This window comes from Methylomonas sp. BW4-1 (assembly GCF_052474385.1).
Map to the genome: position 1 here is coordinate 492,399 of NZ_CP184125.1, position 25,341 is coordinate 517,739.

At 52.3% G+C, this 25,341-nt stretch carries 22 protein-coding genes; 12 read left to right on the forward strand and 10 right to left on the reverse strand.

Translation table 11 applies throughout. The features are described 5' to 3' along the window. The first annotated feature begins 47 nt into the window (after positions 1-47). The 7 genes from dnaK (at position 48) to dapB (ending at position 5,355) form a co-directional block, all read left to right on the forward strand. Positions 48-1,982, forward strand: a complete 1,935-nt coding sequence (dnaK, locus tag ACH5Y9_RS02200) for a molecular chaperone DnaK (RefSeq protein WP_445368352.1) — start codon at positions 48-50, stop codon at positions 1,980-1,982. Positions 1,983-2,139: 157 nt separating this feature from the next. Further along, the gene (locus ACH5Y9_RS02205) at positions 2,140-2,346 is read left to right on the forward strand and encodes a YodC family protein (protein ID WP_445368353.1); all 207 of its coding nucleotides are present in this window, start codon (positions 2,140-2,142) and stop codon (positions 2,344-2,346) included. Between the two features lie 250 nt (positions 2,347-2,596). Next, entirely contained in the window at positions 2,597-2,902 is a 306-nt protein-coding gene (locus ACH5Y9_RS02210; protein ID WP_064007603.1) for a DUF4160 domain-containing protein, read from the forward strand. Beyond that, complete coding sequence (locus ACH5Y9_RS02215; protein WP_319963104.1) at positions 2,899-3,177, forward strand: DUF2442 domain-containing protein; 279 nt, start codon at positions 2,899-2,901, stop codon at positions 3,175-3,177. Before ACH5Y9_RS02210 ends, ACH5Y9_RS02215 begins: the two co-directional genes overlap by 4 nt. 4 nt (positions 3,178-3,181) lie before the next feature. After that, positions 3,182-3,364 carry a hypothetical protein gene (locus tag ACH5Y9_RS02220; protein WP_205451009.1) on the forward strand — a complete coding sequence of 61 codons (183 nt, stop codon included), beginning with the start codon at positions 3,182-3,184 and terminating at the stop codon, positions 3,362-3,364. A 41-nt stretch (positions 3,365-3,405) separates the two neighbouring features. Next, positions 3,406-4,545: a molecular chaperone DnaJ gene (gene dnaJ, locus ACH5Y9_RS02225; RefSeq protein ID WP_033155573.1), complete on the forward strand. Its 1,140-nt coding sequence runs from the start codon at positions 3,406-3,408 to the stop codon at positions 4,543-4,545. Between the two features lie 3 nt (positions 4,546-4,548). Continuing rightward, entirely contained in the window at positions 4,549-5,355 is an 807-nt protein-coding gene (gene dapB, locus ACH5Y9_RS02230) for a 4-hydroxy-tetrahydrodipicolinate reductase (protein ID WP_445368354.1), read from the forward strand. Between the two features lie 44 nt (positions 5,356-5,399). On the opposite strand, the gene ACH5Y9_RS02235 is transcribed toward dapB, so the two are convergent. Further along, complete coding sequence (locus tag ACH5Y9_RS02235) at positions 5,400-5,837, reverse strand: NUDIX hydrolase (RefSeq protein ID WP_319963106.1); 438 nt, start codon at positions 5,835-5,837, stop codon at positions 5,400-5,402. 198 nt (positions 5,838-6,035) lie between these two features. Between ACH5Y9_RS02235 and rapA the strand changes: the two genes are divergently transcribed. Further along, the gene (rapA, locus tag ACH5Y9_RS02240) at positions 6,036-8,798 is read left to right on the forward strand and encodes an RNA polymerase-associated protein RapA (protein WP_445368355.1); all 2,763 of its coding nucleotides are present in this window, start codon (positions 6,036-6,038) and stop codon (positions 8,796-8,798) included. Positions 8,799-8,851: 53 nt separating this feature from the next. Here rapA and ACH5Y9_RS02245 read toward each other — a convergent pair whose 3' ends face one another. Then, positions 8,852-9,214: a PilZ domain-containing protein gene (locus tag ACH5Y9_RS02245; RefSeq protein WP_033155569.1), complete on the reverse strand. Its 363-nt coding sequence runs from the start codon at positions 9,212-9,214 to the stop codon at positions 8,852-8,854. 150 nt (positions 9,215-9,364) lie between these two features. Here ACH5Y9_RS02245 and ACH5Y9_RS02250 point away from each other — a divergent pair, with 150 nt between their 5' ends. Next, positions 9,365-10,651, forward strand: a complete 1,287-nt coding sequence (locus ACH5Y9_RS02250) for a DEAD/DEAH box helicase (protein WP_445368356.1) — start codon at positions 9,365-9,367, stop codon at positions 10,649-10,651. A gap of 60 nt (positions 10,652-10,711) precedes the next feature. On the opposite strand, the gene ACH5Y9_RS02255 is transcribed toward ACH5Y9_RS02250, so the two are convergent. Next, positions 10,712-11,056 (reverse strand): cupin domain-containing protein, encoded by a 345-nt coding sequence (locus tag ACH5Y9_RS02255; protein WP_445368357.1) that lies wholly within the window; start codon positions 11,054-11,056, stop codon positions 10,712-10,714. Between the two features lie 42 nt (positions 11,057-11,098). Here ACH5Y9_RS02255 and ACH5Y9_RS02260 point away from each other — a divergent pair, with 42 nt between their 5' ends. Beyond that, positions 11,099-11,758, forward strand: coding sequence for an HvfX family Cu-binding RiPP maturation protein (locus ACH5Y9_RS02260; RefSeq protein WP_445368358.1), 660 nt, complete (start codon positions 11,099-11,101; stop codon positions 11,756-11,758). Here ACH5Y9_RS02260 and ACH5Y9_RS02265 read toward each other — a convergent pair. Further along, positions 11,700-12,026: a DUF2288 domain-containing protein gene (locus ACH5Y9_RS02265; protein ID WP_445368359.1), complete on the reverse strand. Its 327-nt coding sequence runs from the start codon at positions 12,024-12,026 to the stop codon at positions 11,700-11,702. The genes ACH5Y9_RS02260 and ACH5Y9_RS02265 overlap by 59 nt on opposite strands. A gap of 83 nt (positions 12,027-12,109) precedes the next feature. Here ACH5Y9_RS02265 and ACH5Y9_RS02270 point away from each other — a divergent pair, with 83 nt between their 5' ends. Next, positions 12,110-12,811, forward strand: a complete 702-nt coding sequence (locus ACH5Y9_RS02270; RefSeq protein ID WP_205451005.1) for a TPR end-of-group domain-containing protein — start codon at positions 12,110-12,112, stop codon at positions 12,809-12,811. A gap of 223 nt (positions 12,812-13,034) precedes the next feature. On the opposite strand, the gene ACH5Y9_RS02275 is transcribed toward ACH5Y9_RS02270, so the two are convergent. The 3 genes from ACH5Y9_RS02275 to ACH5Y9_RS02285 form a co-directional block, all read right to left on the reverse strand. Further along, complete coding sequence (locus tag ACH5Y9_RS02275; RefSeq protein WP_101054884.1) at positions 13,035-14,198, reverse strand: response regulator; 1,164 nt, start codon at positions 14,196-14,198, stop codon at positions 13,035-13,037. After that, entirely contained in the window at positions 14,191-18,264 is a 4,074-nt protein-coding gene (locus ACH5Y9_RS02280; protein ID WP_445368360.1) for a response regulator, read from the reverse strand. The genes ACH5Y9_RS02275 and ACH5Y9_RS02280 overlap by 8 nt, the downstream gene beginning before the upstream one ends. A gap of 244 nt (positions 18,265-18,508) precedes the next feature. After that, positions 18,509-19,054: a DUF1415 domain-containing protein gene (locus ACH5Y9_RS02285; protein ID WP_445368361.1), complete on the reverse strand. Its 546-nt coding sequence runs from the start codon at positions 19,052-19,054 to the stop codon at positions 18,509-18,511. Positions 19,055-19,068: 14 nt separating this feature from the next. Between ACH5Y9_RS02285 and ACH5Y9_RS02290 the strand changes: the two genes are divergently transcribed. After that, the gene (locus ACH5Y9_RS02290; RefSeq protein WP_445368362.1) at positions 19,069-19,890 is read left to right on the forward strand and encodes a thermonuclease family protein; all 822 of its coding nucleotides are present in this window, start codon (positions 19,069-19,071) and stop codon (positions 19,888-19,890) included. Positions 19,891-19,906: 16 nt separating this feature from the next. Here ACH5Y9_RS02290 and ACH5Y9_RS02295 read toward each other — a convergent pair whose 3' ends face one another. The 3 genes from ACH5Y9_RS02295 to ACH5Y9_RS02305 all read right to left on the reverse strand — a co-directional run bounded on the left by ACH5Y9_RS02295 (position 19,907) and on the right by ACH5Y9_RS02305 (position 25,180). Further along, positions 19,907-20,218: a hypothetical protein gene (locus tag ACH5Y9_RS02295; protein WP_020485256.1), complete on the reverse strand. Its 312-nt coding sequence runs from the start codon at positions 20,216-20,218 to the stop codon at positions 19,907-19,909. A gap of 745 nt (positions 20,219-20,963) precedes the next feature. Continuing rightward, complete coding sequence (locus tag ACH5Y9_RS02300; protein WP_445368363.1) at positions 20,964-21,572, reverse strand: response regulator transcription factor; 609 nt, start codon at positions 21,570-21,572, stop codon at positions 20,964-20,966. Continuing rightward, positions 21,569-25,180 (reverse strand): PAS domain S-box protein, encoded by a 3,612-nt coding sequence (locus ACH5Y9_RS02305; RefSeq protein ID WP_445368364.1) that lies wholly within the window; start codon positions 25,178-25,180, stop codon positions 21,569-21,571. The genes ACH5Y9_RS02300 and ACH5Y9_RS02305 overlap by 4 nt, the downstream gene beginning before the upstream one ends. Positions 25,181-25,341 lie beyond the last annotated feature (161 nt).

Sequence of the window (25,341 nt, forward strand, 5' to 3'; positions counted from 1 at the left end):
GCTAACAACTTTTTAATTTATTACCAATTCAAGTCTGGAGAATATCAATGGGCAAAATGATCGGCATCGATTTAGGAACCACCAACTCCTGCGTCGCAGTCCTGGAAAACGGCACCGCGCGGGTTATCGAAAACAGCGAAGGCGCGCGCACCACGCCTTCCATCATCGCTTTTACCGGCGACAACGAAGTATTGGTCGGCCAGTCCGCCAAACGGCAGGCGGTGACCAACCCTGAAAACACTTTGTTTGCGATCAAACGCTTGATCGGCCGTCGCTTTAAAGAAGATGCAGTACAAAAAGACATCAAAATGGTGCCTTACAAAATTATGGAAGCCAACAATGGTGACGCTTGGGTGGAATGCCACGGTAAAAAAATGGCGCCGCCCGAAGTATCGTCACGGGTGTTGATGAAACTGAAAAAAGACGCTGAAGCCTTCTTGGGTGAAGAAGTGACCGAAGCGGTCATCACCGTGCCGGCTTACTTTAACGACTCGCAACGTCAAGCGACCAAAGACGCCGGCCGTATCGCCGGTCTGGACGTCAAACGCATCATCAACGAGCCGACCGCGGCGGCGTTGGCGTTTGGTATGGACAAACCCAAAGGCGACACCACTATCGCGGTCTACGACCTGGGTGGCGGTACTTTCGATATTTCCATCATCGAAATCGCTGAAATCGAAGGCGAACACCAGTTCGAAGTATTGGCCACCAACGGCGACACCTTCCTGGGCGGTGAAGACTTTGACTTACGCATCATCGACTTCCTGGCCGGCGAATTTAAAAAAGACAGTGGCATCGACCTGCACAACGACCCATTGGCCTTACAACGTCTGAAAGAAGCGGCAGAAAAAGCCAAAATTGAATTGTCGTCAGCTGAGCAAACCGACATCAATCTGCCGTACATCACAGCCGATGCATCGGGTCCGAAACATTTGAATGTCAAACTGACCCGCGCCAAATTGGAGTCGCTGGTTGACGAGTTGATCGAAAGAACCAAAGGCCCTTGCTTGCAAGCGATTAAGGACGCCGGTATTTCGACTTCTAAGATCAACGACGTAATTCTGGTGGGCGGTCAAACCCGCATGCCGAAAGTCCAAGCGTTCGTTAAAGAGCTGTTCGGCAAAGAGCCACGCAAAGACGTTAACCCTGATGAAGCGGTAGCCTTGGGTGCGGCGATTCAAGCCGGCGTATTGGGCGGCGACGTTAAAGACGTATTGTTGTTGGACGTCACTCCGCTGTCTTTGGGTATCGAAACCTTGGGCGGCGTGATGACGAAGTTGATCGAGAAAAACACCACGATCCCAACCAACGCCTCGCAAACCTTCTCGACTGCGGACGACAATCAAACTGCGGTAACCGTGCACGTGCTGCAGGGTGAGCGGGAAGTCGCTGCCGGTAATAAATCATTGGGTCGTTTTGATTTGCAGGACATTCCGCCGGCACCACGCGGTATTCCGCAAATCGAAGTGTCATTTGACATCGACGCAAACGGTATCTTGAACGTATCGGCGAAAGACAAAGCCACCGGCAAGAAACAATCCATCGTGATTAAAGCCTCCAGCGGTTTGTCGGACGACGAAGTCGAACGCATGATCAAGGATGCCGAAGCACACGCCGACGAAGACCGGAAATTAAAAGAACTGGTGTCCGCGCGTAACTCAGCGGAAGGTATGATCCATGCCACCGAAAAATCGCTGAAAGAACTGAGCGATCAAGTAGCTAGCGACGAAAAATCGGCCATCGAATCGGCGATCAAAGACCTGCAAGCAGTGCTCAAATCCGACGACAAAGACGCGATTGAAGCGAAAATCCACGCTTTAACCGAATTGTCCGGTAAATTGGCCGAGCGCGTTTACGCACAGAAAGGTGCGGAAGGCGGTGCCGAGGGCGGTCATGCCGCAGGCGCGTCTGAAGCGGCTGCAGAGCATGATCACAATGTGGTCGACGCGGAGTTTGAAGAAGTTAAGGACGATAAAAAATAATTAGCAGCGTAAAGGGCGGATGGCGAAAGCCGATCCGCCCTTTGCTTTTGATTTGGCGGAACGCCTAGCGTATTCTCATTTGGTGGGGCTGAGCAATGTTTAACCCAGCCTATAAACTAATAAGCATTATTAGGCTTAGTTTTTAAAGAGGAAGTGTATGGATTTCAATAAAGGCGATGTTGTTGCGCTTAAAAGTGGTGGGCCGAAAATGACTGTTACTGGAGTCGTGGGCGGGGATGCCATTTTAAATGTGACAAAAGTTCAAGGATATAGTGATGGAGATGTCTCTGTAGAATATTTTCATCAAGATAAGCTGGAAAAAGCAATGTTTAAGAAGACATCCTTAGTACTTGCGAAGGATTGATTATAGTAACGTAGGGTACGCATCGCGTACCTTTTTGTTTGTGTGAAGATCGGGTATGCAAACCGCTGTTTCGGAAGTCCGGTAGGGCGCAATAACCAACGGGCATTGCGCCGTATTAAGCCCTCTTAGGTCAGATTAGTCATGTAGGGTACTCACACCGCGGACCTTTTGCAAACGATGGGCTTCCTGGTGTCAGCCCATCCTACATTGAATAAACCGAATTCGGCAGAAATACAGGCAAGAACCGGCAATGCCAAAACTCTACGAATATTTCGGTTTAATTGTGATGTTTTATGCCAATGAACACGAACCCGTTCATGTTCACGGCAAATGCCAGGGGCGGGAAGCGAAGGCCGAAATTATTCTGGTAGATGGGCGAGTTGATAGTGTTCGTTATATTACAGTCTCCGGTCGTGAAATGTTATCCGAGCGTGAGATGCAATATTTCCGCGAAATTGTCACGGCTCGTGTTAATGACATTGTGCAAAAATGGATCGATTATTTTGTTTGGCATAAATCGATTCGACCAGAACGCATTTGTACGAGGTTGAAATGAATCAAGTTGTTAATATTTGTAGCGCCGAGCAGATCGATTCGTATCTTTTGCGCTTAAAATTTGATGATGGCAAGGAGCAGATTATCGACTTCAAGGGATTTTTGATGCGTTCCCCGCACCCTGATATTCGAGCTTACCTCGATTCGGCGAAATTTTCCGATTATCGTATCGAGTACGGGGAATTGGTGTGGGGCGATTATGAATTATGTTTTCCGATGATCGATTTGTATATGAATCGTTTGGAACACGGTACTTATATTGAATCGGCAGCGTAGATTTATGAATAATTGGTTAGACTTGGCGGAAACCAGAGCAGAAGAGATCGATGCCGGCATCGTTGAATTGATACCTTCCGAAATAATGTCGCTCAAAGCAAGTGAGTTGTTGAGTTTTCAGCGAGATCAACAGGCATTATTGCCGCCAAAGTTTAGCGAGCCAATAAAGGCCGAATATAGAAAGTAAAAATAAATAGATAAATTAATCAAGTGACTCAAGACATTTAAATGGCCGCAAAAGAAGATTTTTACAAACTGCTGGAACTGGATCGCAACGCCAGCGAAGCCGAGATTAAGAAGAGCTATCGCAAGATGGCGATGAAATTTCATCCCGACAGAAACAAGGATAATCCGGAAGAAGCGGAGAAGAAATTCAAGCTGGTCAAGGAAGCATACGAGATTTTATCCGACCCAAAAAAACGCGCGGCTTACGATCAATTCGGTCATGCCGGCGTCGATTCGTCTATGGGCGGCGGTCGTGGCGGCTTTAGCGGGGCGGAGAATTTTAGCGATATTTTCGGTGATGTGTTCGGCGATATTTTCGGTGGTGGTCGGCAGCAACGCAGCAGCGTGCAACGCGGTGCTGATTTACGCTACAACCTGGAATTAACCCTGGAAGAAGCCGTTGGTGGCACCGAAGCGACAGTCAAGGTGCCGGTTCTGGTGGCTTGCGTTGAGTGTAACGGCAGCGGCGCCAAAAAAGGCAGCAGCCCGGTCACCTGTAATACCTGTCATGGGCACGGCCAGGTCAGGATGCAGCAAGGCTTCTTCTCTGTGCAACAAACCTGTCCCACCTGTCGCGGCACGGGCAAGCAGATCAAAGATCCTTGTCCGAAGTGCTACGGTCAAGGCCGCGTGCAGGAAACCAAAACCCTCAACGTCAAAGTGCCGGCCGGCGTGGATACTGGCGATCGGATTCGTTTGGCCGGCGAAGGCGAAGCCGGTGCGAACGGCGGTCCGGCTGGGGACTTATATGTACAAGTGCAGGTCAAGGATCATCCGATCTTTACCCGTGATGGTGCCAATTTGTATTGCGAAGTGCCGATCAGTTTCCCCATGGCCTGCTTGGGCGGCGAACTGGAGGTACCTACGCTGGACGGCAAGGTCATGTTGAAAATCCCGCCGGAAACCCAAACCGGACGCATGTTCCGTTTGCGCGGCAAAGGTGTGAAACCGGTCCGGGGCGGTGCAGTCGGCGATCTGTTGTGCAAGGTGCAATTGGAAACCCCGGTACATCTGACCAAAGATCAAAAAGCCATGATCGAGAAGTTGGGCGAATCCTTGTCCGGCGGCGGCAAACATCACAGCCCGCAAGAGCATGGCTGGATGGATGGCGTTAAAAACTTCTTCGATAAATTAACAGGATAAGACATGGTACGGATCGCGGTAGTAGGCGCTTCCGGGCGCATGGGTCTGTGCTTGCTCAAAGCCGCGCTGGCGGCGGAAAATGCTGAGTTGACGGTAGCGGTATCCCGCCCCGATAGCTTGGCACTGGGCAAGGATGCCGGCGAACTGGCCGGTGTGTCAGTGGCAGGTATTAAAGTCTGCGACGACTTGGCTGCTCTGACTAATAAATTTGACGTATTGATCGACTTCACCCGGCCCGATGCGTCGATGGATTACGTCGAAATCTGTCGGCAGGCCGGCAAAAAAATAGTGATAGGGACGACCGGCTATAGCGAGGCGCAAAAAGCCGCGATTGCTGAGGCTGCCCAGGATGTGGCAATAGTCATCGCACCCAATTTCAGTGTCGGCGTCAATCTGTCCTTAAAGTTGCTGGAAATGACCGCCAAGGTGATGGGTGATTACACCGACATCGAAGTAATTGAGGCACATCACCGCCACAAGGTCGATGCGCCATCCGGTACCGCGTTGCGGATGGGCGAGGTAGTTGCCGCAGCCTTGGGGCGCGATTTGAAAGACTGTGCCATCTATGGCCGCGAAGGCGATACCGGCGCTCGCGACCGCAAAACCATCGGCTTTTCCACTATCCGGGCCGGCGATATAGTCGGTGAGCATACCGTGATGTTTGCCGATGAAGGTGAACGAGTGGAAATTACCCATAAAGCCGCCAGCCGTATGACCTTCGCCAATGGCGCGGTAAGAGCCGCGGCTTGGTTGGCGGACAAACAAAGCGGCCTGTTCGATATGCAGGATGTGTTGGGTCTGAAAGGCTGACCAGGTCTTAAACCTTGTCTGCACGCCGCTGAATCAGCTAAGACTTATATTCGTAGAGGCGTTACCTCGCCAGTCAGTTTATAATGCCGGTAATCCGCGATAACCTGAGCGTGATCGAAAGCCAACAGGCTGGGCAGATTGTCGAAGTTGAATAAACCAAAGTTTTTAGCATCGTCGGCCGCCATCGGTGTGCCATGCGCTTGCGCCAGGTAGACAGCGGTGACGGTGTGGTTGCGTGGGTCGCGTTGCGGATTGGAGTAAAGGCCCAGCAGTACGGTTAGTTGTACATCCAGACAGGTTTCTTCCTTAGCTTCGCGGATGGCCGCGTGCTCAATCGTTTCGCCGACATCGACAAACCCGCCGGGTACTGCCCAGCCATAGGGCGGATATTTCCGCTCTATCAACACGAAAGGACGCTGGGGGTGGTCGATCAGTTCGATCAAAATATCGGCGGCTAACAAGGGGGTGACGGGCTTTGCCATGGCATTCCTGAAAATGATGAGTTTTAGTGCATTGAAAATAGGCGTGTTCTGCTAAATTTAACCATGTTTTCAAGCCTTGCTGAAATTCTCGATGCTTTTTCCTCGACCAATTAATCATGAATTAATCGGCTTTTCATATCATCCCAGCCGCTTTACACGGCGCTTTTAAAGTCGAATCAAATTTCCAAGAATCAAAACATGAATGAGTTTATTCCCGGCCAACGCTGGATTAGTAATACCGAATCGGAACTCGGTTTGGGTATGGTCATAGACACCGAGTTTAACCGCGTCACCGTGCTATTTTTAGCGACCGGCGACCGCCGGGTTTACGCCAGAGATAATGCGCCGTTGACCCGGGTGCAATTCAACGAAGGCGACGTGATCGAATCGGCGGATTACGCCAAGATCAGCGTGCAACAGGTGCAACAACATAATGGCTTGTTGACTTACATTGGTATCGATGAAGACGGTCAGCTGCAACAAATTGATGAGATGGAGCTTAACCATCATATTCAATTTAACAAACCGCAAGATCGTTTATTTACCGGCCAGTTCGACCCGACGGCCTGGTTTTTATTACGCTATGAAACCTGGCGGCGCCAGCAACAGCACCAACAAGCCGCGACCAAAGGTTTGCAGGGTGCACGGGCTTCGCTGATTCCGCATCAGCTGTATATCGCCCATCAAGCCGCCAGTCGCGCCTTGCCGCGGATTATGCTGGCCGATGAAGTGGGTTTGGGTAAAACCATCGAAGCCGGTTTAATCATCCAGCATCGCTTGATTAACGGCTTAAGCAAGCGGGTGTTGATTTTGGTACCGGAAAGCCTGTTGCATCAATGGTTGGTGGAGATGCTGCGCCGCTTCAATCTGCGCTTCAGCATTTTCGACGAAAGCCGTTGCTTTGCCAGTCCCGACGAGAACCCGTTTCTCAGCGAACAATTAGTGCTGTGCAGCCAGCGCTTCTTTGCCGATTCTCCGCATCGCCAGCAACAAGCTTTGGATGCAGGTTGGGATCTGGTGGTAGTTGACGAAGCACATCATCTTGAATGGAGCGAAGACGCACCCAGTGCCGATTATCTATTTGTCGAGCAATTAGCCTTGGCGTCACCCGGTCTGATTCTGTTGACCGCTACCCCCGAGCAGTTGGGTAAGGAAAGTCATTTTGCGCGTCTGCGCTTGCTCGATCCTGACCGCTTTTACCGTTTTGAACAATTCCTGCGCGAAGAAAGTCAGTTTGAGCCGGTAGCTAGACTCGCCAATTTGCTGATTTCCGGCGAAGCGCTGGATGCCGAACAGCAGGAGCAATTGAAAGTTTTATTAAAACAGGACAATGTCGACAAACTGCTGCAACAGGTTAACGACAGCGAAGCGAATGCACGGGAAGAGTTGATCAAGTTGTTGCTCGATCATCATGGCACCGGCCGGATTTTGTTCAGAAACTCTCGACAAACCGTGCAGGGTTTTCCGGATCGTCAGCGCCATGCTTATCCGCTGCAAGGTGAGGACACGGCGGACTTAGCCAACAGCCCTTATCTGCATTGGCTGGTTGCGCAGTTGAAGGCCTTGGGCGACGAAAAGGCCTTATTAATCTGCAAACGCGCGGAAACCGCGATCCAGCTGGAGCAATTGTTACGGCAGCACGTCGGCCATACGGCAGCGGTGTTTCATGAAGGCATGAGTATCGTCGAGCGGGATAGGGCGGCGGCATTTTTCGCCGACGAAGAGAGCCGCGCGCAAGTGTTGATTTGCTCCGAGATCGGCAGTGAAGGGCGCAATTTTCAATTCGTGCGGCATCTGTTTTTGTTCGATCTGCCGGAAAATCCGGATTTGTTGCAGCAGCGTATCGGTCGTTTGGATCGAATCGGCCAAAAGCATGTGATTCAAATTCATATCCCTTATCTGCTAGATAGTACTCAGCACGTATTATTCCGTTGGTACGACGAGGGCCTGGACGCATTCCGGCATAATTGTTCGGGTGCCGCACAAGTCTTGAAGTTGCTCGGTGATGCTCGTGACAGCGCATTGCTTAGCCGCGATGCGGCGGCAGTAGAAGCCTTGATCGCCAATACGAAGGCTCTGAACAGCCAAGTTGAAGAGGAATTGCACAAAGGCCGCGATTTACTGCTGGAACTGAATTCTTGCCGCCCGCAAGAAGCCGCGCGCTTGGTGGAAGAGATCAGCGCCGGCGAACGCGACGGTAGTTTGTGGCCGTTTATGGAAGCGATGTTCGATTGTTATGGGGTCGATGTTGAAGACCATTCGCGCGATTGCCATATCCTCTGGCCCAGCGAAAATCTGCGCATCGCCCATTTTCCGATGCTGCAAGACGACGGCCTGACGGTAACCATCAACCGAGACATCGCGCTGGCCAGGGAAGACATGCAATTTTTGACCGCCGAACATCCTATGGTGTTGTCGGCCATGGATTTGGTGCTATCCAGCGAGACCGGCAATGCCGCGGTCAGCGTGGTCAAACATCCACAACTGAAAGCCGGCCAATTCCTGCTGGAGCTGTTGTTTGTTGCCGAATGCAGCGCGCCCGCCGAATTGCAAATCGGCCGATTTTTACCGCACACGCCGCTGCGCGTTTTGGTCGATCAAAATAAAAAGGATCTAACGGCTGTTATTAGCCACGACAGCTTGGTCGAGACCGGCGATAGCTTTGATAAGGCGCAAATCAGCCAGTTTTTGAACAGCCAACGCCAGCATATTCAGGATATGATCAAAGTCGCGGAGCAGTTGGCGGGTGCGCAAATGCAGAAGTTGATAGCGGAAAGCAGTAATCTGATGATAGTTACGCTAACCGGTGAAATCAAACGTCTGGTGCGGCTGAAAAAGATCAATCCCGGCATCAAGGAGCAGGAAATAGAGCAACTCAAGGAAATGACCATGCTCTCGCACGAAAGCATACAGGAAACTCAGTTGCGGCTGGATGCGGTGCGGTTTGTGATTACCAGCTAACTTGCCGACAGCGATTTACGGCGAGCAGGTGCCGTTTTGTGCCGGGATGACGATTAAGCGGTTTTGATCAGCACGGTGGTGTCGTCCAGTTCCACGCATTCAAACATCAGATCGTCGATAGAACCTTCCACGTGGTCTACGTAGTGTAAGCCGCATTCCGAATCGACATGTTGATGTTTCAGAATGCCGTGTACACTGAACGGCGTTCCGGATTCAGGCAATACCATGGTGATTTTAACTTTGCCGGCAACATCGGGACTGATGGGGTCTTGAAGTTTAACTCGGATGCCGCTATAGCTGATGTCCAGGATTTCCGCATTCAGCGAAATTTCCCGGGGTGTTCTGCTATTGAAAATAATGCCGGCCTGCAGGCCTCTAGGTTTTACTCTACGGTGAATTCGTTTTTCGAAACTCATGTGTTGTGGCCTCTGCTGAAGAATTGCGGTAATGCTATTGAGGATTTAGTGTAGGTGCAAAGTCAGTTTTTGCTACTGTGGCGTGCCCATCATGCCATATCTTTTCTATTCATACACCCGTTAATTGCGGGCATAAAATAAGGTTTTTGCATGTTATTTTCAGAATTGGGTTTGTCCGAGCAGCTTCTTAAAGCGGTTGCCGAGCAAGGCTATGAAACCCCCACACCGATTCAGGCGCAGGCTATTCCGGTCATTTTGCAAGGCCGCGATGTGCTGGCCGGCGCGCAAACCGGCACAGGTAAAACCGCCGGGTTTACCTTGCCTTTGCTACAGTTGTTGCAAGGACAACCGGTTCCGCAAAAGCCGCGGCCGGTTCGGGTATTGATTTTGACACCGACCCGCGAATTGGCGATGCAGGTTTATGAAAGCGTCAGAACCTACGGCAAGCATTTACCGTTTTTTGCGGAAGCAATATACGGCGGCGTCAGTATTAATCCGCAGATTCAAAAGATACAACGCGGCACCGATATTGTGGTCGCGACGCCCGGTCGTTTATTGGACTTGATTCAGCAACAGCATCTGGATTTATCCAAGGTTGAACATTTCGTACTCGACGAAGCCGACCGGATGCTGGACATGGGCTTTATCCGCGATATTCGTCGAATCATCGCCTTGTTGCCGAGTAAACGTCAGAACCTACTGTTTTCGGCGACCTATGCCCCGGAAATTAGTGCGCTGGCGGAACAAATACTCACTGATCCAGTTGAAATCGCCGTCGCCAAGCGCAATGCCGCCGCCGATACCGTTTCGCAACTGGTGTATGGCATTAACCGTGAGTACAAACGCGAATTGCTGTCCTACCTGATTGGCAATGGCCATTGGCAGCAAGTGTTGGTGTTCGTCCGCACCAAGCATGGCGCGGATCGTTTGGCCAAGCAGTTGATCAAGGATGGCATCCGTTGCGCGGCCTTGCACGGTGATAAAAGCCAGGGGGCCAGGGTGAGGGCGCTTGAAGATTTTAAAAGCGGTTCGATTACCGCGTTGATTGCCACCGACATTGCCGCGCGCGGCCTGGACATCGACCAATTGCCGCATGTGGTGAATTTCGATTTGCCGCAAGTAGCGGAAGATTATGTGCATCGTATCGGCCGTACCGGCCGAGCTGGGGCCGAAGGCCTGGCAATTTCGCTGGTTGATCCGGAAGAGGCGTACTTGTTGGCTGCCATCGAAAAACTGTTGAAAAGGCAGATTCCGCGAGTCGACGATACCGGCTATCCGAGGGTATCTTTGGCTGTGACCAATAGCAAGCCGCAGCCGAAACCGGCTCAGCCGAACAAGCCGGCGGCCAGACGGCCGCATAATGGCCGGGCAGGGGAGTCGGCTAAACGAGCGCCGAATTCGCGCAAACCGCGTGCGCAAACGGCCAAGCCCCGCTAATCAATTTGATTTGTCGTGCCCGGTCATGGGCACGGCATTCGTCTCTCCCCGAATGCCGGTTTATTCCGCAACCGGCTCTGCGAACATATGGATTGCCAGCCATATCGACTCAATGTCCGGATGAGTCCAATCCACCCTATGCCGACAATGCGCCGGAATCAGCAGATAGTCGCCGGGCTTAAGATCGACAGGTGCGGATTGAGCAAATGCCAGTCGTGCTGCGCCTTGTAACAACATCACCCATTCGTCCTGATTTTGATCGTACCACTCGTTTTCGTGGCTGCAATGGCCCTTGGAAACGATGCGCTCGATGCGAATAGTAGGCTTGCTAAACAAGGTTTGGCATAATTCTATTGGCAACTGAGCTGGAATGTCTGTAAAAATGCACGAACTGCTGATGTTCATAAAAGCGGGTACATAATAAAAAATTGGGGGAGGGGAATGAATATGAATAATACGTCTTTTACTGCGTTAATGGCGGTGGTTATCGATAAACTACCGGGGATTATGCAACTGTCGCAACGCAGTTGCGATACGGCTAAATGCGTGGACTTTTTGGCGCCGCTGTTGCTGCGGCTGTATTTGGCACCGGTATTTTGGATGGCGGGGACCAAAAAATTTGCCAATTTTTCCGACACGGCCGAGTGGTTTGGTAATGCTGAATGGGGTTTGGGTTTGCCGGCGCCGTATGTGTTGGTGTTTCTGGTCGCGCTATTTGAAATCGTCGGCGCCTTGTTTTTACTGTTAGGTTTTGCCACCCGGCCTATCACTTTGCCATTGATGATCATCATGGTGGTCGCAGCGGTCAGCGCGCATCTCCAAAACGGCTGGTTGGCCATTGCGGCCGGTAGCGGCATTTTTGCCACCGATCGCACGATAGGCGCGATAGAGCGACTGGAGCGGGCCAAGGAAATTTTACAAGTGCAGGGCGACTATCAATGGCTGACCGAGAACGGCGCCTTGGTGATACTGAATAACGGGATAGAGTTTGCCGCCACCTATTTCGTCATGTTGTTGGCTTTGTTTTTCCTGGGCGGCGGCCGGTTTGTCAGTGTGGATTACTGGCTGGCGCGCAAGTATTTGCCTGAACTAACACCCAGGGCCTGACCACCACAGCCCACACCGAACTGTTGGCACTGATCCATTCGCCGGCCTGTCGATCCGAAACATGACCGATTAGGCCGGCTTCCAGCCATTGCTCAACTTGCGCCTTGTTGTCGCGCGAGAACTGATAAGCCACTTCTACCAGATCCAGATCCTTTGCAACCGAGATTGCCAGGCCGGCCGCGAAAAATCGTTGCAACTCGGCCCAGGGAATGGACGAGGTTTCCAAATTCACCTTGGCTTTTTCCAGATCGGGGAGAGAGTCGTTCATTAACATTTTCCGGTTGGGATGTTGTAGTATGCCCAGCTATTTTATCGTAACCCGGTTTATAAAACAGAAGTGAGGATTCATCAATGTCGCTATTGAGTTCATTTAAAAAGCGTTCCACCCTGGACGCGGCGATTAAGCAAGTTGCCCAGGCCCGTAAAAGCGAAGGCAGCAAAGCCGAGCAACTATACAAGGGTGCGTATCAAGGCTTTGCTAATGTCATTGCCGACCATTTGATCGTCTCAGAAGCGCTGTATCACTGGGGATTTGGGCTATTACACGAAGCCCGGACTCAAGAACCGAAAGCCGCTATTGAAATTTACGAAGATGCCATTTCCAAGTTTTCTTTTTGCTTATTGATTTCGCCTAACTATTTGGGGGCGGCGATAGACGGCGGCGTAGCATTTATGGAATTGGCCCGCATCAGTGCCGAGGCGGCGAAGCCCGACCTTTACGATTTGGCGGAAGATTTTTTCGAGAAGGCCTGCGCCATTCAAAAAGGCAGCGCGGCTTACAATCTGGCCTGCGTTTATGCGTTGCGCGGCGATAACGACGCCTGCTTGGCCGCACTGCAAACCGCCAGGGAATTTGGTAGTTTGCCCGACGAACAAAATATATTGCAAGACGACGATATGGCCGGCGTGATTAATGCCCCTTGGTTCAAGGCGTTTATGGAGGAGGTACGCGCTACGCCGGCCCCGGAAAAAACCAAACTCAAGGATATTGAAATCAATGTCGAGCCGGGCTTCAAGATAGAGAAAAAAGAGGATTTTGATTACTACTCATAAGTTATTAGGCCATTCAAACTTGAATACCCTTGCGCGCCAAGGCTTAGCGGGGTTTTAGGTCTGAATGAGCCAGATTGACCATCTGCGCGGTTTTCCATATAGCCAATCCGTTTTTGTCCGCGGATAGGGGATGAAAGCAAGCTATTTGATGCACGTTGGCATTAATCGGGTTTTTCCGTCCAGGTTGTTTGTTGTACCGGCAAGATGAACCTTGCTATGTCTTTCAGGATTTAGCTGATAGCGAATGCGCTTTGGTTTCCATGGCAGGCTTGGCGTCGCCGACATCCTGGTAGCGCTGAGCGGTTTCATCGAATGCCTCGGCGATAGCCAAAAAGGCATCGGTGACATCCGGATCGAAGTGCGTTCCCCGGCCTTTAGCGATCAGCCGCACCGCTTCTTCGTGGGGATACGCTTCTTTATAAACCCGTTTGCTGATCAGTGCGTCGTAAACGTCGGCGACTGCCATCAAACGGGCGCTCAGCGGGATTTGCTCTCCGGAAAGCCCTTGCGGATAACCGGCGCCATCCCATCTTTCATGGTGGCAATAAGCGATCTCCACCGCGTAATTTAAAAACGACCAGTCACTGTCGCCAAAATCCCGGGCCGCCGACAAGATGGCAGACCTTCCCTCCGCGCAGTGCGTTTTCATAATCGTCCATTCATCCGGCGATAGTTTTCCCGGCTTAAGCAGTATCGCATCGGGAATGGCAACCTTGCCGATGTCGTGCAGAGGCGCGGATTTAAACAACAGTTCGATGTCGCCATCGGTGAGACTATAGCGAGCATTGGTGCGCAACCGTTCGGCCAACAGCTGCACGTATCGTTGGGTACGGCGTATATGGTTGCCGGTCTCGTTGTCCCTGACTTCTGCCAAGGCACAAAAAGCGGCGATGATGGAGCTTTGCGCGGCGATTAGCTGCCGATCTTTGCGGAACAACTCTGCCGTGCGCTCGGCCACCAATTGCTCAAGATTGTCGTTATGCTGTTTCAGCTCGCGCCTGGTGGTGGCCAGGGCCAGATGATTACGGACCCGGGCCAACACCACCGGCGCGGATGCCGGTTTGTGAATAAAATCCTCGGCGCCCAGTGACAGACCGCACTCCTCGTCCACGGCGCTATCCAAGCTGGTCAGAAAAATCACCGGAATATCACGAGTCGCGAGGTTGGCTTTAAGTTGCTTACAAACCTCGAAGCCGTCGATGCCCGGCATGACGACATCCAGTAATATCAGGTCCGGCGCGTCGCGGCCGATCAGCGCCAAAGCCTCGGAGCCATCGCTGGCAAAGCGGGTGCTGTATCCCTTGCCCAAGATGTTGCTCAACACCTCGATGTTATTTAAGGAGTCGTCTACGATCAGTATTTTCGGTCGTTTATCTTGGCTATTCATGGTCTGTCCAGCTATTGCCCTCTAAGAGTTTCTCTAATGCAATCAATGCTGCATCGTAGCGCAATTCTTGTGTCGCTTGCGCAATTTCCGCAAATTCCAAGGCGAGTTCATGATCGCCTATCTTGTCGGCGAGATCGGTGACCGAATACCGGGCATCCAGATTCTTAGTTTTCAATTGGCGAAGCAATTTCTGTAGGTCGGGCAGCAGATTGGCATGTTTAAACAGTTTTTCTGAATTAACCGATAAGGCAAGCCGCCTATCGTCAGCATCTTCTAATGACTGACTCAATAACAGGAGTGCCGCCTCGCATTCCTGTGTAAGTAGTTCCATTTGCGCCGTCAAATTCCTCTCCTCTCCGCCTTTGAGCATCCGGCACAGTCGGTCGGCTGAGGCTTGAAGCGCGCCGAGGCCTAAATTGCCGGCCTCGCCTTTCAGGCTGTGAGCGAGTAAAAACAGTTGCTCCGAATCGCCATCGGCAAGCCGTTGGTGCAATAGCGTTGCAGCGTTCCGATACTGTTCGGCAAACGCCAGCAATAGGCGCCGGTAAAGGGCGATGTTGCCTCCCAGCCGGGCCAAAGCCGCTTGCACCGCCACGCCTGGCAGATGGCTCTCGAGTTGGGCAATCGCCTTGGTATCCGGGCGAATGTCGGCAGCTTTTTCCTGCTGCGCCGTAGCGGGTTTGGGCTTGATCCACCTCGCCAGCGCATTGGCGAGTTCTTCCGGTTCGACCGGCTTGGCGATGTGGTCATTCATGCCGGCCGCTACGCAGGCCTCTTTATCCTGATTCATCGCCGCCGCAGTCATGGCAATGATGGGCAATTCCTTTAACGCCGGCAATTGGCGAATCTTGCGGGTGGCCTCCAGACCATCCAGCACCGGCATATGCAGGTCCATCAACACCGCATCGAAATGGGATTTCTCCAGGCATGCCAAGGCCTCCAGGCCATTGTTGGCAGTCGTGACCGCCAAGCCGCCTTTAATCAGAAATTCCTGTGCCACCTGTTGATTGAGTTGATTATCCTCGACCAGCAAAATCCGCGCGCCGCGGATAGCTGCCAGCGTGGTTCGGGTGGCGTTGAATACTTCGGCGGCGGGTACAGGTTGGCTGGTTTCGTTTCGTTGTAGTTGGATCAGGGTGTTGAGCAGGCTGGAGGGCGTGACCGGCTTGGCGATGATCGCGTCCACTGGAATGTTGCCGGCCGACTTGGCCAGCGCCTCGCGCTCATACGCCGTGATCATGATGGATATTGGCGGCCGGCTGTTATGCTCGTCATGGGCTATGGTCTCGGCTAGTTCCAGACCGTTCATGCCGGGCATTTTCCAATCCAATAACAACAGCTCAAAGGGTTTGCCGCATCGCGCCGCTTCGGCGAACAAGCGTAAACCTGTTTCGCCCGAATCAGCCGTCGCCACTTCGAATTGCCAACTTTCCAAAATCGAGCGCAGTATCGTCAGTGAAGTTTCCTGATCGTCGACCACCAGGGTGCGCATGGGGCATAAACCCTGCAAACGCCAGCCCTGTGTCTGCTCGCTGGACGAAACGCCGGCCGGCAGGCCTAGTCTAACCGTAAAGGCAAAGGTACTGCCGGATTCGGGTTCGCTCTCCAGGGTGATTTCTCCCGCCATCAATTCCACCAGGCGTTTCGAGATCGTTAGCCCCAAGCCGGTGCCGCCGAATTTGCGGGTGATGCCGGCGTCGGCCTGCGCGAAAGGCTGAAACAGTTGGCTGGCTTGTTCGGCCGTGATGCCGATGCCGGTATCTCTTACCGCAAAACGCAGGCGTATGGCATTGTCCGTTCTTTCCTGAGTCTCGACGCGAAGGTGGACTTCGCCTTGATGGGTGAATTTAATGGCGTTGCCGACCAGGTTGTTAATGATTTGGCTGAGGCGGAGCGGATCACCCTGCAATTGATCGGGCACATCCTGTGCTATTTCGATGAACAGCTCTAGGCCTTTTTCATCGGCACGGATGGAGAACAAGTCTGCCGTCGCCCGCAGTATGTCTTCCAAGCTGAATTCGATGGCCTCAATGTCTATGCGCCCGGCTTCGATTTTTGAGTAATCGAGAATGTCATTCAGAATACCCAGTAAGGCTCGCGATGAATTCAATACCTTGCTGAGGTAATCGTGTTGCTTCCGGTTCAGCTCGGTATCCAGTGCCAGTTGCGTCAGGCCGATGATGGCGTTCATCGGGGTACGTATCTCGTGGCTCATGTTCGCCAAGAAATCGGATTTGGCCAGGTTGGCACTTTCGGCTTGTTTCCTGGCGTCCAACAACTCCGTCGTGCGCTCGTTTACCAGGTGTTCGAGATGATTTTTGTAGTGCTCCAATTCGACTTCGTAGCGTTTGCGGTCGGTGATGTCCATACGTATGCCCAGGATACGGCTAACCATGCCGTCTTCGCCGCGCTGCACGCAGAATGCTTTAACACTGATCCAGCGATAGCTGCCGTTGGCATGGCGCATCCTGGCTTCGTAACTGTAGGCATTGGCGCGTTTCGACAATACGGCCGCAATTTTTTCGGCGATGCCGGCTCTGTCGTCGGGATGGAGGCGCTCCAGCCATTCGTTACGATCACCGGGGCCGGGTTTTGCTTGATAGCCCAGCATGGTGAAATAAATCGGTGACATCTCGAAACTGTCCTTTTTGACGTCCCAATCGAAAATGCCGATTTGCGCCACATCCATCGTCAAGCGCAGACGCTCTTCCGATGTTTTGAGCTGCTCTTCGACTTGCTTACGTTCGGTAATGTCAAGCGTAAAACCGTTGATCTGTCCGTTTTCTTCATCCAGATAAGCGGACATCGAGAACCATTTAGTTTGCCCGGTTACGAGCACCGCTTGCGCTTCAAAGCCGCGTACCTCTTTATTTGTCTGCAGCAACTGATAAAACAACTTCAATTGATCGAGATCGGCCCACAGCTTCTCGGCCGGCACATAATGTTGCAGAAAGGTATCGACGGAGTCGCAATCCAATTGGCGTGCCAAAGTGAGATTCAGAAAGCTAAACTGACCTGCAAAGTTTCTCTGAAAAATGCCGACCGGTGCATTCTCGATAATGTAGCGGTAATTTCTTTCGTCGTTCTGCCATTTCAAACGGCTGTGCCGCGCAACCAAGGCTAATACTAACGAAGCGATCAAAATGACGAGTCCGGCCATGCCGTACCAGGCCAAATGTTTCCGCCATTCGGCCAGATAGTCCTGTTCGGCGATGGCCGCCAGCACGTACAAAGGATAATCGCCGACCCGCCGAAAGCTATAGAGGCGTTTAACGCCATCGCCCGGGCCGGGCTGTAGATAGGAGCCGTGGGTTATGCCCTGGGCGATGTATTGGTGCAGGGGGTGGTTAGGCATGGTTTTGCCTAGATTGGCTTCCAGATGCGGATGGCGAGCCCAAAGCCGCATCTGTTCGTCGCGGAGTAAAACCGCGCCGTGCTCGCCAAGGTTCAACGTCGCGTAAAAACTTTCGAACGAACTCAATTGCACGATGACGTTAACGTATCCGGCAAAGCCGCCGTCGGGAAAATCGATACGCCGGGTCAGGGAGATATGCCAGATGCCCAGAGTACGTGATATTTCCGGCGGGGAAATGTGTAAGCCAGTCTGGCGATGATCCCTATGAAATTGAAAGCTTTCTTTGTCGGCGACATTGATGGCTGGCTGAGCATCGATAGAACTGTAGATACAATCGCCGTTGGTATTGAATATCTGGATTCCGCCGATCTCGATCACCGCCGCTTGCTGAATATCGTTGGCCTTTTCCTGCAGCAAGGCTTGCATAGCATGGTTTTCAACGGCGTTATCGAATTGGCTGCTGCGCATGTCCTCGGGTCGAATATGCCCCTGAAGATTTTTCAGAATCAGATCGATTTTTTGTAGGGTGGCCAGCGCATGCCCCTCCAGAACCAGAGCGATATTTGCTGTTTCGATACGCGCGTGTTCTATGTGGTTATCGCGCTCTTGCTGCAGGCTCAAGCCCATCAGCGCCACAAATCCCAAGATACCGACCAAGCCAGCGGCGATTGCCAACCCAAATGCCGATATTCTTGGAAAACGTTGTTTCATGTGCCCACTCCCGGCTATAAATTATCACCTAAATTCGGCAATTGCTAAAAAGCCGAGGACTCAAAGTGAGCCGCTGAGATGGCCGCGCATAAACCGGCGCGAGTCGAGTTATCTCGTGAACGGCTCTATGCAATCCTAACGTAACAACAATTCGAAAGACTTATTTTGCGCCGCCGCTTTGCCGTATCAGAACTCGGCTAATCTTGAAACGAGAAAACCGAACGCATACGGGTAAAGGTTTTCGCTACTTTTGGTAGCAGGCATTGACAATCGCCCGCAATTTTTCCAGACCCAATTCGCGGGTCAGCGCAATATTTCGGTCTGGAATACCCTCCGGGTCGGGATGACTGGCGACGGCTTTTTCGATGCTTTCTTCGCGAATCAGATGCAGCATGGGGTAGGGGGAACGGTTGGTGTAATTGCTGGGATCGTTTGTCGGCGTTTGCGCAAAGCAATAGTCCGGGTGAAAACTAGCCAATTGGTAGATGCCTTCGTAGCCTTGATCAATCAGCAATTGCTCGGCGATAGCCAGCAAATCCAGGAAATCTTCGAAGTCGGCAAACGCCTCATTAAATATCAGTAAGGTGGTTTCGGTGTCGGGCTCGGAATCGAGATGCACGCACTCGGCAATGACCGCTTCCAGGCTATCCTCAATGCTGTTGCTCGACACGACCTGATAGCGAATACTGCCTTTCTCCTGCTCGCGGCGGGCAAACGGGCAAATATTGTATTCAATAACAAAAGTTTTTAGCCAGGCCTGCGTAGCGGCGATAATCTGTTGGTTAGTCATGGTGATCGAAAAAAATGAAGAAAAGCACTAAACACTGTCTCTGGCTGTTGGCGATATTGCCGGCTTTAGTAAACGCTGAAGTCTATCAATGGACCGATCCGCAAGGTCGTCGCCATTATGCCGACCATGGCAATGAAAACGCCAAAGTCTTAAGCATCGATCCCGGCGTCGCCTTTTATCGGGTAGAAAAGGTGTTCGATGGCGATACTATCTTATTAAGCGATGGCCAGAAAGTCCGTTTTTTGGGGATCAATACCCCGGAGGTTGCCGGCCGTAACAAGTCAGCGGAAGCCGGCGGCGAGCAGGCCAAGGCCTGGTTGAAGCAAAAGTTGGAGCATCAGAAGGTATTCCTGCAAGGCGATGTGGAAAAACAGGACAAATATCAGCGCACTTTGGCCTACGTGTTTACCGAGGACAAGGAGCATATCAATCTGGAACTGGTGAAACGCGGATTGGCCACGGTTAACATTTTTCCGCCGAATTTCAAATATCTCGACAGCTTGCTGTCGGCTCAGCGCAGTGCCGAGCAAGCCAAATTAGGGATTTGGGGGGACCAAGCCTACGCGCCGCTGGCTGCGGAACTGCTAGATGAGGGGAATTACCAGGGTTGGAAACGCTTAACAGGACGCATCCGCGCGCTCAAAAACACAGCGAAACACAGCTACCTGCAATTCTCCGATGCGGTATCCATCAGTGTCGAGCCAATATCGGCGGGGTTGTTTCCGCCGCTGGAAACCTATGTAGGCAAAGACGTGGAAGTGAGGGGCTGGGTGAGACGCTCGAAACAGCGTTTTGCCTTGCAGGTCAGGCATCCGGCGGACATCGTGCTGCGCTGATGCGGCCCGTGTCAGGCTAGTCTTCTTCCGCAAATAAAGCCTGAATCATCAGCTTTTCTTCGTCGTTGAGGATATGCTCAGCCGAAAACCAGCGGGTGCGTTGAAACGGGATTTCCCGCTCCGCGTCGCGCATTCCAGCGCGACGATCAATCTCGCGGCGCTCGGCGCGCCGGCGATCTAATACCCGTCGGTCTTGTTTTGGCCACAGCACATATTGCTGTTGCACAAATGCGATCCACTCTGCGGAGTTGAAGGCGAACGGATTAGTCCGACGTTCTTGCTGACGGCGCGCCCCTCGGCGGCGCGCCGAATCATCGCTAGTCATCATAGTGGCTACCACTGACCTATGCCGCCGCATACACGAATGCTGTAGAGGACAACCGGCGAATTGATGTTGAAAAAATAGTTCCTAAATAACATTCGACCAAAATAATAAACTTCCCAAGAAAATCTGAGTATCTAGGTAGGGATTTTAAATGTACCGGCCCAAATGCTCAATCAAACTTAGTTTTCGGATGTCATTTTACTGGACAAAGTTCCCGCTAACCGCGGCAGTTGATCAGTCATCACCAGCAATTTGGATGGCGATCCAAAAATCCGGGAGACATTTTTGGCTATGTCTTATTCCGCCGAACAACCCAGGCCTGCAAGCGCTTTTTATTGTTTTGGCGGCTATGGCGCTATGCGCCATTCGCACCTGGACAGCTCCGGGAACAATGTATTGATTAATAGCCGCGAATCGACCAAGCCTTTTTTCATGAGCGCAATCAATGTTTTATTAGTGGATCCAACCGGTACGACAGCCCATTCCTTAGGGCATTTATTCAGCAGATTTATTTGAGCAGTAGTCAGTTTTTCTCTAGCCATCGTTACACCTATTTTCGGATTTGGTATTGCTAACGGGTCTTGTATATGGGGTTTTACTTGACGCCGGCATACGGTAAGTCAAAAAACAGGATTTGTTAAATTAGTAATATTCATCAGCTCTATTAATAACGTGCATTTGGGGCTATCGGCCTTCCGCCGGCATAGGAACAAGGGTAGCGAAGGGCAGGGTAACGGGATAGAGACACTCAAAGCCGGCAGGCCGCATAGATGCGGGCGAGCTCCAGCAGATTCGGCGCGCCGGTTTTCTCCATCACCTTGGCGCGGTGGATTTCAACGGTGCGGTGACTAATCCCCAAACGCCTGGCTATTTCTTTGTTGGTTAGACCAGCCACCACCATCCCCATAATCTCAAGTTCGCGTGACGTCAGCCCGCTTAGCCGATTACACAGCGCTTGCCCTTTATTGGCCTGTGCGTGAGTGTTGACTTCAAGCTGTAGCGCGGCCTGTACTCTGTCGAGCAATAGTTCGGTGCTGACCGGTTTGGTCAGAAAATCAACAGCTCCCGCCTTCATCGCGCGCACTGTCATCGGTATGTCGCCATAGGCGGTCAGGAAAATAATGGGAAGCTGGATGTGGCGGCGGATAAGTTCGGCTTGCAACTCGTGACCATCCAGACCCGGCATGTTGACATCCAGCACCAGGCAGCCTGGCTGCTCCGGAGAATAGCTTTCCAGAAAGCACTCGGCACTGGCAAATGTTTGATACGGGAGGCCCGCGGTTTCAAATACCAAACCCAAGCTGTCGCGGACCGCATCATCGTCGTCCACCACGAATACGCAGGGCTGAGTATTCATTTCGCAAACGGTAAGGTAAAGAACAGGCTTAGGCCGTCGCCGACATTCCGCTCCGCCCACATATTCCCGCCGTGGGCCTGAATTAGGGCTCGGCTGATGGCCAAACCCATTCCCAGTCCCGCGGGTTTAGTCGAGTAAAAGGGTTGAAACAGCATTTTCAGGGCAGTGGCGTCCGTCAGGCCTTTGCCGCTGTCACAAACACAGACTACCGCCATATCAGGATCGTCGGCGTATCGGCCGGTGGTAATGCGCAATACCTCGGCGAGCTTACCGTGTTCCTGCATCGCTTCCAGACCATTAATGATCAGATTGACCAGCACCTTTTGAATTTGCAGTGCATTGACCGTGGTCTGCGGTAAGTCGGCGGCAAGGTTCAGTTCTATGTTTAAAGTGTCTAGGGTTTTGTCGTTTTTTATAAACGCGCAGGCTTCTGTCACGAGAAAGTTAATATCGACCCGTTCACCGACGGCCTCGGTTTTATTCAAATGGCTAAATAATTGTCTGATGACTTCGCCGGCACGCTGAGCTTGTTGCACACAGGCTTCCAGTACGTGGTTGAGTTTTTGGGAATCCGGTTTTTCCGATTGGTAGAGGCGCAACGCCACGTCGGCATAAGAGGAAATAGCGGCCAGGGGTTGGTTTAATTCGTGGGCAATCGCCGCTATCGTCTGCGTCGCCAACGATACTCGAAATGACTGTTCCATCCGATTTCGGCGTTCGCTCAATTCCCGGGTCAGTTTATAGTCGGTGATGTCGAAATTGATGCCCAGCAATCGATAAGGCCGATTATTTTTATCATTCAATAAGCTGCCGCGCGAATGGATCCAGCGGTAGGAGCCATTCTTGTGGCGTAAGCGGAATTCCAGTTCGTAAGCGGATACATGCCCGGACAGGTAGTCTTTGGTGCTTGCCAGGACCCATGCCCGATCATCCGGATGCAAGCGAGATTCCCATTCCTCCCAGCGGTTCTGCATCTCATGGTCGTCAAAACCGATTTGCCGTTTCCATTCCGGCGAGAGAAATAAGGTTTGCGAGACCAAATCCCAGTCCCAATACCCGGCATTCACTTCGTCGATGATCAGTGCCAGGCGGGTCTCGGTATGCCGCAATTCCGCGTGGGTGCGTTTCAGTTCGGTAATGTCTACATGGGTGATAATCATACCCTGGAAACCTTGGGTAATGCGTTTGGCGTGCATCATAAACCAAAGCTCGCCCAGCGCGGTTCGACAGGGATATTCCATCATAAATTCCTGTTGATGGCCCGCTATCAGGCTTTCAAGGCCGGTCAAAGCCTTTTGTGCGTCCCGGTCGCCTGCCGCCGACGAGCGGCGGCAAACTTCAAGGTAATTGGCGCCTTCCGACAATTGACTGGACGAACCGCCGTTCTCGATAGCAAAGCAATCCCAGGGCGCGTTGACCGTCGTCACCAAGCCGCTATCATCCAGTACTGCCACATGTGCGGGCAGCGAATTCAGAACGCAGCGTACGAAAGCCTCGTTACGGCGCAGGGCGTCATCAGCGACTTTCAGCGGTGTAATATCCAAAAATGCGCCAACGGCCCCGCGCGGCTGCCCATTATTGTCCAGCAAGGGCGATGCATTGGATACCACGGTAATCACTTTGCCGTCCGGGCGGACTATATCCAGCGTCTCGTCGCTCACCACTTCTCCCCGGCAAGCACGCTGAATCGGCAGATCTTCAGCGGCCAGCGGGTAGCCGTTTTGCAATACTGTGATGGCCGGCGGGGTTGGGCTCGATAGTGAAAGTTCCGAGGTGGGGGGCACGCCCAGCATCTTCTCATTCGCCCGATTTCCGCGGATATGTTGCCCGCTATTGTCGTTGGCGATGGCGAGTCCAATGGGTACCGTGTTGTAAATAACCTGCATTTCCTCCAGACGGCGTTCCAAGCGTTGGTTCAATAAGGCAATTTTCTGCTCTGACAGTTTGCGCTCTTCGATGTCGATCACATGCACCACAATACCTTTCAACCTGCCGGCTTCATCGGCATTGGGAATATAGGTCGCATGCACCCAGCGGGGTTTGCCGTTGCCATAAGGAATTTGCTGGTCAAAACTAACCGGCTCGCCCGCCAAAGCCCGCTCCAGATACGGGCGGACTATGTCCCAGGCCGCGCCACCCAGAATTTCCGGCACGGTGCGGCCGATAACCTGTTCCGGAGAGATGCCGAACCAGTGTTCATATGTCGCATTTACCCGTACATAGCGAAAATCGACATCCAAATAGGCGATCAGCGCCGGCGTGGCATCCATGATCAGTTGTAGTTCCCTATCCTGGTCGCGATAGACCGATTCAGCCTGCTTTCGCGCGGTAATATCTTGGAGATAGCCATGCCACAAAATGCTGCCGCCCTGTTCCCGCATCGGCATGGAATGACCTTCAATCCAGATTTCGCCTTTACTAGGGTGTTGGTAGCGAAAGGTGTCGCGCCAAGGCGTCAGGCTGCGCGCCGATTCGCTGATGGTTTCGTTGATCAGTTTGATGTCGTCGGGATGCACCCTGGCAAATACCGGACTAAAGTCCTCGGCCACCGCTTCGGGCGGCAGTCCGTACAAAGATTCAAGCGCCTGACTGGCATAAGGCATGCTGGCTGAGCCATCCGCAGCCAAACGAAAAGAACAAATAACGCCGGGTACGGAAGCCGCCACTTTGGACAGCTGATCCTGTAAATGATGTTCGGCTGGTAGTGGGCTGCGTCCGTCTGCATTGCGCAGGACAAGGCAATACAAGGTTTGCTGGTTAGTGTCGATCTCGGAAATCACGGCTTCTATAAGAAACTCTTCGCCGTTAGCGCGCAAACCGGTTACTGTGCGAAGTTCTTTAGACTGATGATCGCTATCGCCTGTTGGTGCTATATAAATGGCCGGAAAACCAGCCGGAATAAAGCATTCGATCGCGTTACCAATGGCTTGATCTGCGCGGCAGCCGAACAACTTGCCGGCTGCGGGATTGCATAATACGACACGGTGTTTTGCGTCGATGCAGACAATGGCATCCCGCGCGGCTTGTATAAGTGCCGCGCACAGTGCCGGGCTTTGCGCATGCACCGAGGATTCTGTTTGTGATTGTCGACTGAGATCGGTGAGGTTAATACGCAGTTCCGGCTGGTCGGCGAGACCGGTGAGCATCAGGCAGTCGAGTCTGGCAGGAAATACAGCGTTATCGCCACGCAGCATTGGCACTTCGCAAGGCTGATTTTCGCTAAGTTGCTGAATCTGCAATAAATGCCGTTGCCAAAAGTCGCGGCTTTGATCGGCAATCAAGCTTGAAAAATGACGGCCAATTAAGTGTTGACGCTCACCACCCAACAAGGCGGCGGCCGCAAAGTTGATGGTGGATATTCGCTGGTCCGGGCTGAGTGTGAGGCAGGCGTGCGGGGCGAAATCGTAAAGATGCTGGAAGCGGTCTCGCGCCTGAATCAGCGATTGATTTTGGGTTTCTAATTCAAGCAGTCGTACTTGCAGCTCATTTAAAATTTTCTCCGGAGCATCCAGGGAACAGTTGGTTTTGCTTGAGTTTGGGTGTCTGTTCTGAGCTTTTTGTCGAACAGTATTGTCAGGGTGTGCAGACTTACAGCGCTCGTCAGTCATGAGACATCTTCTATTTTGGACAGAATTTAGACCGCTTCAGGCATTCTTTCGATGGTTGTAACACAAGCCCTGTTATACGGATGTGGCTAGCCGAGAAGCCCTGTTTCGGCAACAGCGGGAGGCGACAACCGGATCTTAACCCGGGCATAAGCCGAAATAGC